Raw genomic sequence first — 10,347 nt, 5'->3', positions numbered from 1 at the left:
GTCGCGGGCCCGGCGAGCGCCCTGCCCGCCGCGGCACCGGCCCCGTCGACGACCGGCGGCCCCGCGACCCCGACCACCCCGACCACCCCGAGCGCAACGACCTCGGCGTCGGTGTCCCCGACCTCGACGACCCCGACCCCGACCACCCCGGTCGCCCCGGTGGTCCAGGCGACCCCGGGTGCCACCGACACCGCCGCACCGACCCAGCCCGTCGTCGCCACGGCGACGGCCGTCCAAACCGTCGGCACCGAGGGCGGCGATGCCCGGAGCGGCCACGGGTCGGACGGTGGGACGCGCGACCAGGGTGATCCGCGCCTCCAGTCCGTCACCGCACCCCGTGGCGGTGAGGGCGCCTTCGCGGTCCCGGCCGCCTCGACCACCGCGTCGGTCGCACCGGCGGCCGCGACGGCCGGTTCCGCGACAGCGAACGCGCCGGTGCCGCTCCAGCAGCAGCTGAGCCGTCCGGTGTTCGCGCTCGCGCAGGCCGGGCCGGGGGAGCACGTCGTGACCGTCCAGGTGACCCCCGACGCGCTCGGCCCCGTCACCGTCCGAGCGCACGTGACCGCGCACGGCATGCACGTCGAGCTGTTCGCGGCGTCGGACGCCGGTCGGGACGCCGTGCGACAGGTGCTGCCGGACCTCCGCCGCGACGCCGCCGGGTCCGCCCTGTCGACGACGCTCGACCTGTCCTCGCAGAACCACCCGGACGCACGGTCCGGGCAGGACGACCGGCCCACCCCGGCGGGCCCCCGCCTCGATCCCGGCCAGGAGGCGCGGCCCACCCCGCGCGCACCCGGCACCGCCCACACGCCCACCGTCCGCAGCGTCGGACTCGACGTCCTCGCCTGAGCGACGACCTCCAGCACCGGCAGAACCGAAGGGAACCACCATGCCGATCGACGGCATCACCGGCACCGTGGACCAGGCCGCGCAGGCCGCGGCCCTCGCCGCCAACCAGTCCGGCTCGCGCTCGCAGACGATGGACTCCGAGGTGTTCATGAAGCTCCTGGTCACGCAGCTGCAGAACCAGGACCCGTCCTCGCCGATGGACACGAACCAGATGATCAGCCAGCAGACGCAGCTCGCGATGATGGAGCAGATCACCAACCAGACCACGACGGCGAACGAGAACTTCTCGCTGCAGATGCGGATCGCCGCCGCCAACCTCGTCGGGAAGCAGGTCAGCTACACCGACGCCACGTCCGGCACGACGATCACGGGGACGGCGACCGCGGTCTCCTACGCCCAGAGTGTGCCGACCGTGACGGTGAACGGGAAGGAGGTCAACCTCGACGTGATCTCCGGCATCAAGACGACCCCCTGACCCCCGCTCCCTCCTCTTCTTCTTCTTCGGTACCTCCACGAAAGGACGCACCATGCTCCGCTCGCTCTACTCCGGGATCTCCGGCCTCCGTTCGCACCAGCAGATGCTGGACGTCACGGGCAACAACATCGCCAACGTCAACACGGTCGGCTTCAAGTCGTCGTCGACGGTCTTCCAGGACACCCTGTCGCAGATGACCCAGGGTGCCGGTGGACCGCAGACCGGCATCGGTGGCACGAACCCGGCCCAGATCGGTCTCGGCGTCCAGGTCGCCGGCGTCTCCACGAACTTCGCGCAGGGCTCCGCCCAGGCGACCGGCAAGGCCACCGACCTGATGATCTCCGGCGACGGCTTCTTCGTCACGCGCCTCGGCAACGACACCGTGTACAGCCGTGCCGGCGCGTTCGACTTCGACGCCGACGGTCGGCTCGTCACCGCCGACGGCAAGATCGTGCAGGGGTACCCGGCCACGAACGGCGTCGTCAACGAGAACGGCGCGCTGTCCGACATCGTCCTGCCGCTCGACGCCGCCGCCCCCGCCGTCCGCACCTCCACCGCCGGGGTGACCGGCAACCTGCCGTCCGAGACCGCGGTCGGCCAGGTCCTCACGCGCGACGCCACCGTCTACGACGCCTCGGGCGCGAAGCACACCATGTCGATCGCGTACGAGCGCACCGCCGCCGGGTGGGACGTCACCGCGACCGACGGACAGGGCACGCAGGCGACGACGTCGCTCACCTTCGGCGCCGACGGCAAGCTCACGGCCGGTGGCACGCTCGCCGTCGGGGGCATCGCGGTCGACATGCGGCAGCTCACGGGCTTCGCGTCGCTGAACACCGCGTCGATCTCGTCGCAGAACGGCCACGAGGCCGGCTCGCTCCAGGGCTACTCCATCTCGAAGGACGGCACGGTCGTCGGGACGTTCTCGAACGGCGCGTCGCTCGCCATCGGCCGGATCGCCCTCGCGACGTTCGCGAACCCGGCGGGCCTCGAGAAGACCGGGGCCTCGGGCTACCGGGCCACCGCGAACTCCGGCAACGCCTCGGTCGGCGCCCCGGGGTCGCCCGGCGTCGGGCAGCTCGCGTCGGGAACGCTCGAGATGTCGAACGTCGACCTGTCGCAGGAGTTCACGAACCTCATCGTGGCGCAGCGCGGGTTCCAGGCGAACGCGCGCATCATCACGACCTCGGACGAGGTGCTGCAGGAGCTGACGAACCTGAAGCGCTAGGCGCGGTGTGGCCGCGTTGCGGCGCGGTCGCGGCGCGGTCGCGGCGCGGACTGCGTTCGCACAACCGAAGGCACCGCGAACCACGGGCATCCGTGGTTCGCGGTGCCGTTCGTTGCGCGGCGGGTGCGGGTTCGGCGGGGCAGGCCCGGCGCGGCGGGGCGTGGTGCGGCGAGGTGCGGAGCGGGGGTCGCGACGCGACCACGCGACGGACGGGAGGCGCGGGGCGGGCCCGCACCGTGCCTCCCGTCCGTCAGCGGGTCACCGCACCGTCGCGTGACGGTGGAGGGTCCCCGGCCGTGGCGGCGGAGGACGACGGTCCGTCGTGACCGGTCAGCCGGTCCGGCGTGCGAGGTGCGTCGGACGGCTGGGATCAGCGGGCGACACCGAGGTCGGCGGGACCACGAGCACCGGAACGTGCGCGTCGTGCATGACCGACTCGCCGACGCTGCCGGCGAGCAAGCCGCCCACAGCACTCCCGTGCCGGCGACCGACGACGACCAGTGATGCCGAGGCCGACTCGTGCAGCAGGACTCGCGCGGCGGAACCCCGTCGGGCTCGTCCGAGGGCGGAGACCTCGGGGTACGCAGCGTCGACGGCGTGGAGCGCTGCCGCGAGCTGCAGATCGGCCGTCCGCGCCCAGGCCGACAGGTCGCCCTCGAAGTACACGGCGCCGAACGGGGTCGTCGTCGAGGGCGATTGCCATGCCCGGACGAGGACGAGCTCGCGGTGCCAGCGGGCTGCGAACGCACCCGCGTACGCGAGTGCTCCGGCTCCGGAGCGGCTGTCCACACCGACGACGACGGGGCCGCCGTGTTCGACGCGTTCCTCCGGGACGACGATCACGGGCGTCGCCGCCCCGGCGACCACGCGCTCGGCGACCCGGCCGTGCAACGAGGCGAGCAGACGTCGTCGCTGGCGACCACCGATGACGAGCACGTCCCCCGTGGCTGCCCCGCCGAGGATCCCGCGCACGGTTCCGCCGTCGACCAGGCCCGTCGTCACGGACAACCTCGGGTGGTGGCGCAGCAGGACGGATCGCGTCTCGACGAGCCGACGCTCGGCCGTGGACGGGAGGTCCCCGACGAGTTCGGGGACGCTGATCACCCGGACGACGTCGAGTCTCGGGTCGACGGTCTCGGCCAGCCACGCCACCGCCGCCTTGGTCGCATGCGAGTCGTCCACTGCGATCGTGTACCGGGTCATCCAGACCTCCACCACTCACGACGCTGCGGTCGCCGCCCCGTCCAGCGACCGTAGTGTCGGGGGTCGTCCCGGGGCTGGGTCGAAGGTCCCGTCACGGCGCTCGGCGGCCGGCGCTCGGCGGCCGGCCCCTCGGCTCAGAGACCGTCGTCGAGCTCGATGTGCTCGTCCGACGGGATCCTGATCGTCTGGACGTCGCGGTCCGTCCGGTGCACCGTCAGGACGGTGACCGAGACGCCTCCGTACCTGGTGTGCTGGATCGCGGTGAGCTCGTCGCGATCGTCCAACGCCAGTCCCGCGCCGAGTTGTGGAGATCCGAGCAGGCCGGCCGTGTACTCGTGTCGAACCATCGAGACGCTCCTTCCCGGATGGCATCCGTCGTTCGCAGCGTCCTCTCCTTCCCGGCGCGGTGCAAGCGGGAACGGTCTGTCCACCACTCCTCGAGGCGCAGACTCCGCGGGGTGCGGACACGCGACGGGGGGCAGACGTCACGCGTCGCGGCGCTGGTGCCGATGCGGAGCGCTGCGTCGAGGAGTCGGGCGAGTACTGCCGCTCGGTGGAGCGCCGCGCGGCCGCCGAGGGAGTCGTCGGACTCCGTGGCGATGACACCGCCGCGTCGTCGGACGATTCCGGGTTCGACGGTGCCGCTCGGTGGGGGCCGGTGTGGGGATCGTCCTCGCGGAGCGAGCATCGGGGGTCGGGAACGGTCGACGGCAGGTTCGGAGGTCCGGGCATCACGTGGCGAGTGCCCGGGACTTCAGTGCGTCGAACTCCGCCGGCGTGATCGTTCCGTCGTCGAGGAGTGCCTTCGCCCTGCCGATCTCCTCCGCCGGGCTGGGCTCGCGCCACGGGCCGGTCGACGGATCGACGATCGACGGCCCACGCGCCGCCTGGACAGCGGCCCGCTCCTGCATGCCACGTCCCCGTGCGACGAGGTACGCGAGCACGGTGAGGAAGGGGACGAAGACGAGGAACGCGACCCAGACGGCCTTCCACCACCCGTTCAAGGTGTGGTCGCGGAACAGGTCGGTCACCACCGCGAAGAGCGCGAAGAGGTACGCGACGAGCGCGACGATCCAGAACAAGGACCACAGAACGGACCAGACGCCGCCCCAGGCGCCGTCCCAGTTGACCATCATGATCGTTCTCCCATCGGTGCGTTTCGGTGATGCATGGAATCGTGCGAGCGCGCACGACCGTGGACCAGTGGCGAACGTCCCGAGTCGGGGCAGGACGGCGGGGCGAAGCTGTTCGCACGCGCCGCCCATCTCACTGACCGTTCCGGCCGCTGGACACGTCCAGGACGTGGGCCGCGTGCACGGCGATCCTGTCGTGGATCTCAGCGATGTCGGCGGCGTGCGCAGCGACGGCGTGGTGCAGCAACGAGCGCATGAGCCACGGCACGGCGAGGTCGACGTCGTCGGCTCCGTCTGCTTCCTGAGCGCACTCGGCGGCCTCCGTCCGTGCCTGGGCGGCGATCGCGCGGTGTGCTTCGGCTGGTGCGCCGGAGACGAAGGTCGAAGGTCCCGGGGCGTGACGCGTCGGTGACGCGCCCGTTGCCCGACGAGCCCCTGCCACGGCCCGTCATCCCGCTCGGAGCAACGACACCATGTCCGCCGGCTGGGTGATCTCGATGTCCGGCTCGTCGTCGGGCGGATGGTCTGTGGTCATCGCGTCGCCCACTGTTCGTCCTTCGTTCGGGCCGCCTGCTCGGCGGCGGGATGATCTCGTGGTCTGGCTCCTGACCGGCGTGGATGGACGTCCCGGACGAGCGGGATGCGCCTGTCAGGGCGGTCTGCAGGGCGGTCTGCAGGGCGGTCACGGTGCGGCTCGCGCTGCATCCGCCGATGGTGTCCTCGGACTGAGCGCGTCCGACAGAGGCCGACGTCCCGCTGCCCCGGCAGTCCACCGGGACTCGGGCCGAAGGGCCCTGTGCACCGACGGACCGGCCGCGTACCGTCGCTCGTCAGCGCTCGACCGTCCGGAGCCGGCTACCCGGTCCACAGCGGTCGTGCATCCCGACCCGAGGAGTAACCACATGTCCGAGCACGGTGAGCGTGTCCCGCCCACCACCATCGACCTTCCGGACGCGGTCCGGGCGGTCGCCCGGAAGGCTGCCGACTTCCGCGGTCGCGCGACCCGGCCCGAGTTCTGGTGGTTCATCCTGTTCAGCACTGTCGTGGGCACCGCACTCGGTGCCGCGAACGTCGTGACACCCGCGGGTACGGTGATGGTGGGTTCGGCGCTGTCCGGGGTGTGGTCGGTCGTGGTGTTCGTGCCGACCCTCGCCGTCACCGTTCGACGACTGCGCGATGCCGGGCACCGTTGGCAGAACGTCTTCTGGTTGCTCCTGCCCGTCGTCGGGTTCGTCGTGCTCGTCGTCCGGCTCTGTGAACCCGGTGTACCGAACGGTCCGGAGCGCTCCGGAGACCCGAGCACTGCCGTGGGACCTTCGACCCTTCCGGTCCACGATCGCCCGGCCGGACACTGAGGCACGCAGACGGACCCGAGGCGTCTGCGTCGGGGCGGGGAGTCACGACGGTGTGTCGACCCGCCCCGTTCGTGTCCCCTTCGCGCGGGGTCGGGCAGCCGTGCGGAATCGATCCGATGGCGCTCGGCGACGCGGTGTGACCGTTGACGCGCCCTCCGCCACACCGGCCGTGGCCACCCGAACCGGCGACCACACGCGCTGACCGTGGTCACGTGGGTCGGGAGGCGCGGTGCGCGTCCGCACCGCGCCGCCCCACCCACGCGGAGCGTGTCGATGCGCGCCCTGCGCGCCCTGCGCGCCCTGCGCGCCGTTCGTCGTCGACGGACGCGGGACCTTCGGCACTGGTCACGGTGCCGGGGACCGTCGAAGGTCGAGACGGCGCCGACCGGCGTCGTCGCTCGAGCGTCGGAGGCTCCGTGGCAGGGTCCTCGCAGGGAACGCTCGTCCGCACACGCCTCGTCGTCGTGTGCGCGGTGGGCATCGTGGCGCTCGTCGCGGCCTGGTCGGGCGCGCCCGGGATCGTCCCGCCGCTGCTGACCACGACGGCCCTCGCCGCCGCGCTCCTGGCGGCCGTGTCGATGGTCCGCGAGATGGTGCACGGACGCTTCGGTGTCGACCTGCTGGCCGTGACGGCGATCGTCGCCACCGTCGCGGTCGGCGAGTGGCTGGCCGCGTTCGTCGTCGTGCTCATGCTCGTCGGGGGCGAGGCGCTCGAGGCCCACGCGCAGCGACGAGCAACGAGTGCGCTGTCCCGGCTGCTCTCCGACGCCCCGAAGACCGCGCACCGGAGTGTCGACGGTGCCGTCGTGGACGTCCCCGTCGCCGAGGTGGCGGTCGGGGACGTCCTGGTCGTGCGTCCGTACGAGGTCGTGCCCGTCGACGGTCTGCTGGTGACCGACACGGCGACGTTCGACGAGTCGAGACTGACCGGGGAGAGCGTGCCGGTGGGGGTGTCCGCCGGATCGTCGGTGCCGAGCGGTGCCGTCAACGGCACCGCAGCGGTCCTGCTGCGGGCGGATCGGACGGCGGATGCGAGCGAGTACCAGCAGATCGTCGCGCTCGTCTCCGGGGCGATGTCGTCGCGGTCGCCGATGGTCCGACTCGCCGACCGGTACGCGCCGTGGTTCACGGCCTTCGCCGTCGTCCTCGGTGCCGTTTCCTGGTGGGTCGCCGGGGATCCACGACGGTTCGCCGAGGTCCTGGTGCTCGCCACCCCTTGTCCGATGCTGATCGCGGCACCGGTGGCGTTCCTCGGCGGCATCGGGCGCGCCGCGCGGGCCGACGTGGTGGTGAAGGACGCATCGGTGCTGGAACGGCTCGCAGCGGTCGAGACCGTCGTGTTCGACAAGACCGGCACCCTCACCCTCGGTCGTCCGACGGTGGACCGCGTCGTGACCACCCCGGACGGTCCGGATCGTGTGCGGCTCCTGCAGCTCGCCGCCAGCGCGGAGCAGTACTCGTCGCACACGCTCGCGGCGTCGATCGTGGCGGCAGCGCGCACCGAGGGCATCGCGTTGTGCGGTGCCACGGACGCCGTCGAGTCCGAGTCGGACGGTGTCGCGGCCCGGGTCGACGGGCACGAGGTCGCGGTCGGGACGCTGGCGTTCGCTCGGCGACGTGCACCGGAGTCCGAGCCACTCGTCGTCGCCGGCGGTCGTGTGGTGTCCTACGTGCTCGTCGACGGACGCCCTTCCGGCGCCCTGGTGTTGGGCGACCCGGTGCGTCCTGAGGCCCGGGCGACGGTCGAGGCCATCCGCGCACAGGGGATCGCGGACGTCGTCATGCTCACGGGCGATGCGCAGTCGACCGCCGAGGCGGCGGCGGCGGAGGTCGGCGTCGCCGTGCTCCGAGCCGAGTGCCGTCCGGGCGACAAGGTCTCCGCGGTCCGGGCGCTCACCCGGCGGCCCGTCCTGATGATCGGCGACGGGGTCAACGACGCGCCGGTGCTCGCCGTCGCCGACGTCGGCGTCGCGATGGGCGCCCGGGGTGCGTCGGCCGCGAGCGACACCGCCGACGCCGTCGTCCTGGTGGAGTCGGTCGAACGGGTGGCCGTCGCGCTCCGCATCGGCCGCGACACCGTCCGGATCGCACGGCAGAGCATCTGGATCGGTATGGGCGCGTCGGTCGGCCTGATGCTCGTCGCATCGACGGGTGTCGTGCCCGCCGTGGTCGGCGCGCTGCTGCAGGAGGTCGTCGACGTCGTCACGATCGTCGCGTCGCTCCGGGCCACCGCCGGCCCGACGAGCACTGCCGGTGGCGGTGCTCCGGTCAGGATCGCGGTACCGGAACGATGACGACCGGCGTCCGTGACCGGTGCATCGTCTCCCGCGCGACGGACCCGAGCAACGCACCACCGAGCGTGGTCCGGTGCCGGCGGCCGACGACCACCATGGACGCGTCCGCCCCCGCGTTCGCGAGGGCGTCGCCCGCGTCGCCTTCCCAGAGGGTGGCACGGACGGGGACGGACGGCTCCCGGATCGCGGCGTGCCGTTCGGCCGCGTCGAGCACGAGGCGCGCGGACTGCTCGTCGGCGCTCGAGGCGTCCTCGAGCAGGGCGATCGGACGCGCCGCGACCGGTACCGTCACGCGCCAGGCGTGCACCAGTCGCAGCGGGCGGCCGGTGTGTCGGGCCTCGTGCAGTCCGAACGCGAGCGCGGCCTCGGACGTGTCCGCATCGACGCCGACGATGATCGGGCCGCTGCCGGACGACCAGTCGTCCGGGACGACGACGGTGGGCACCGCCGCCGACGTCGCGACGCGCTGGGGCAGGGACCCGGTCAGGGCGGAACGGATCGTGTGGCTCCGGTGCGCTCCGATGACGAGGAGGTCCGCCGCGGCTGCTGCGGCCACGAGTGTCGGCGCGGCGAAGCCCCGCTCGACCGCGGTCTCGACGACGACTCCCGGGGCTGTGCCGCGGATGAACGCCGCCGCCCCGGCGAGCCGCTCGCGGACGACGAGCTGATCGGTGTCGGTGCGTTCGAGCGCGTGGACGATCCGGATGTGGGCCGGGCCGTCGGCGGCGCGCTCGGCCGCCCATCGCAGTGCCGTCCAGCTCGCCTGGCACGCGTCGAGACCGACGACGATCCGCTCAACGGACATGGAGTCCTCCTGTTCCTCCGAGCCCGCGCGGGAACCGTGTGTGGTCCGTGCGGGCAGCGTCGGCGGCGACGCTAACCGTGCCGGCGGCGTCCGACGAGGGTCGAACGTCCCACGCGAGGTCATCGTCCCGGGGCGGAGGACCCTGGTGCGGTGCCGTGTCCGGCCCCGGAGCGGGGACCGACCGGACGCGATCTGCGGTGCAGAAGACGTGGGGACCGCGGGTCGGGAGGCGCGGGTCGAGCCCGACCCGCGCCTCCCGTCCCGCGGTCCCGCGGTCCACCGCGCGGTCGGTGCGGTGCGGTCACGCGTCGACGGCGACGTGGTCCTCGACCGCCGTGACGTGTGGCGACCGCCAGGCGGCGATCTCCGCCTGGCGGCGCTCGGCCCAGGAGCGTGCGGTCCCGGTGAGCGTGACCGTCGTGCCGGCGACGGCGACGCCGATCCGGTCGGCGTCGAGTGCGGCGTTGCGGATGAACGCCGCACGGATCCGCTCCGCGGTGTCCGGTGCGCTCGGGCGGGGCGACAGTTCGAGCCGGTCGAGGACGAACTGTGCACCGCCCACGCGCTCGGCGTCGCGCACCGCGGCGAGCCGCTGGAAGTACCAGTGCGTCGAGCCGGAGAGGGTCACGATGCGGTCCCGGACCTGGACGTCGATCGTGTCCGACGGCACGGAGGCATCGGCGTCGAGCGCGGCGCGGACGGCGGAGGCGATGTCCGCGTCGGTGTGGACGCTCGGACCGCGGACGTCGAGCTCCTCGGCGAGGCCGCGGACACCGGTGACGCGCAGCACGGCGCGCGCCGCCTGCACGCGCTCGGTGTGGGAGCCGACCTGCCCGGTGAGGGTGACGACGCCGTCCTCGACCGCGACGCCGACCCCGGCGGCATCGACCCCCGGCGTCCAGTCGAGTTCCTCTTCGACGTCGGCCTTGACGTCGTCGTCCGGACGGTGGTGCAGGCTGTGGTCTGTCATGCGATCACGATCCGACTGCGAGCCGACGAGCGCGA

10 protein-coding genes are annotated in these 10,347 nt (G+C 72.9%); 5 read left to right on the top strand and 5 right to left on the bottom strand.

The genetic code is table 11. The features are described from left to right. The 3 genes from ACNQOV_RS14520 to ACNQOV_RS14510 all read left to right on the top strand — a co-directional run. Positions 1-849: flagellar hook-length control protein FliK (locus tag ACNQOV_RS14520; protein ID WP_416395356.1), on the top strand; the 849-nt coding region annotated here is incomplete at its 5' end. A 40-nt stretch (positions 850-889) separates the two neighbouring features. Next, a complete protein-coding gene (locus tag ACNQOV_RS14515; protein WP_402262604.1) occupies positions 890-1,324 on the top strand; it encodes a flagellar hook assembly protein FlgD in 435 nt (144 codons plus the stop codon). Between the two features lie 52 nt (positions 1,325-1,376). Then, positions 1,377-2,552 carry a flagellar hook protein FlgE gene (locus ACNQOV_RS14510; RefSeq protein ID WP_402262607.1) on the top strand — a complete coding sequence of 392 codons (1,176 nt, stop codon included), beginning with the start codon at positions 1,377-1,379 and terminating at the stop codon, positions 2,550-2,552. Positions 2,553-2,882: 330 nt separating this feature from the next. Here the strand turns inward: ACNQOV_RS14510 and ACNQOV_RS14505 are convergent, their stop codons facing one another. The 3 genes from ACNQOV_RS14505 to ACNQOV_RS14495 all read right to left on the bottom strand — a co-directional run bounded on the left by ACNQOV_RS14505 (position 2,883) and on the right by ACNQOV_RS14495 (position 4,891). Further along, complete coding sequence (locus ACNQOV_RS14505; protein WP_416395354.1) at positions 2,883-3,755, bottom strand: universal stress protein; 873 nt, start codon at positions 3,753-3,755, stop codon at positions 2,883-2,885. A gap of 134 nt (positions 3,756-3,889) precedes the next feature. Continuing rightward, positions 3,890-4,102, bottom strand: a complete 213-nt coding sequence (locus ACNQOV_RS14500) for a hypothetical protein (protein ID WP_416395352.1) — start codon at positions 4,100-4,102, stop codon at positions 3,890-3,892. Positions 4,103-4,486: 384 nt separating this feature from the next. After that, entirely contained in the window at positions 4,487-4,891 is a 405-nt protein-coding gene (locus ACNQOV_RS14495; RefSeq protein ID WP_416395350.1) for a PLDc N-terminal domain-containing protein, read from the bottom strand. A gap of 899 nt (positions 4,892-5,790) precedes the next feature. Between ACNQOV_RS14495 and ACNQOV_RS14490 the strand changes: the two genes are divergently transcribed. Both ACNQOV_RS14490 and ACNQOV_RS14485 read left to right on the top strand, forming a co-directional pair. Further along, on the top strand, positions 5,791-6,243 hold the full coding sequence (locus ACNQOV_RS14490) for a DUF805 domain-containing protein (protein ID WP_416395346.1): 453 nt from the start codon (positions 5,791-5,793) through the stop codon (positions 6,241-6,243). 416 nt (positions 6,244-6,659) lie between these two features. Beyond that, positions 6,660-8,537 (top strand): heavy metal translocating P-type ATPase, encoded by a 1,878-nt coding sequence (locus ACNQOV_RS14485; RefSeq protein ID WP_416395344.1) that lies wholly within the window; start codon positions 6,660-6,662, stop codon positions 8,535-8,537. On the opposite strand, the gene ACNQOV_RS14480 is transcribed toward ACNQOV_RS14485, so the two are convergent. Both ACNQOV_RS14480 and ACNQOV_RS14475 read right to left on the bottom strand, forming a co-directional pair. Continuing rightward, complete coding sequence (locus ACNQOV_RS14480) at positions 8,512-9,342, bottom strand: universal stress protein (protein ID WP_416395342.1); 831 nt, start codon at positions 9,340-9,342, stop codon at positions 8,512-8,514. The genes ACNQOV_RS14485 and ACNQOV_RS14480 overlap by 26 nt on opposite strands. A gap of 301 nt (positions 9,343-9,643) precedes the next feature. After that, positions 9,644-10,312, bottom strand: coding sequence for a BON domain-containing protein (locus ACNQOV_RS14475; protein WP_416395340.1), 669 nt, complete (start codon positions 10,310-10,312; stop codon positions 9,644-9,646). Between the last annotated feature and the right edge of the window lie 35 nt (positions 10,313-10,347).

This window comes from Curtobacterium sp. LFS084 (genome assembly GCF_047977705.1).
Lineage (GTDB): Bacteria > Actinomycetota > Actinomycetes > Actinomycetales > Microbacteriaceae > Curtobacterium.
This window is presented reverse-complemented; position numbering and strand designations above follow the sequence as displayed.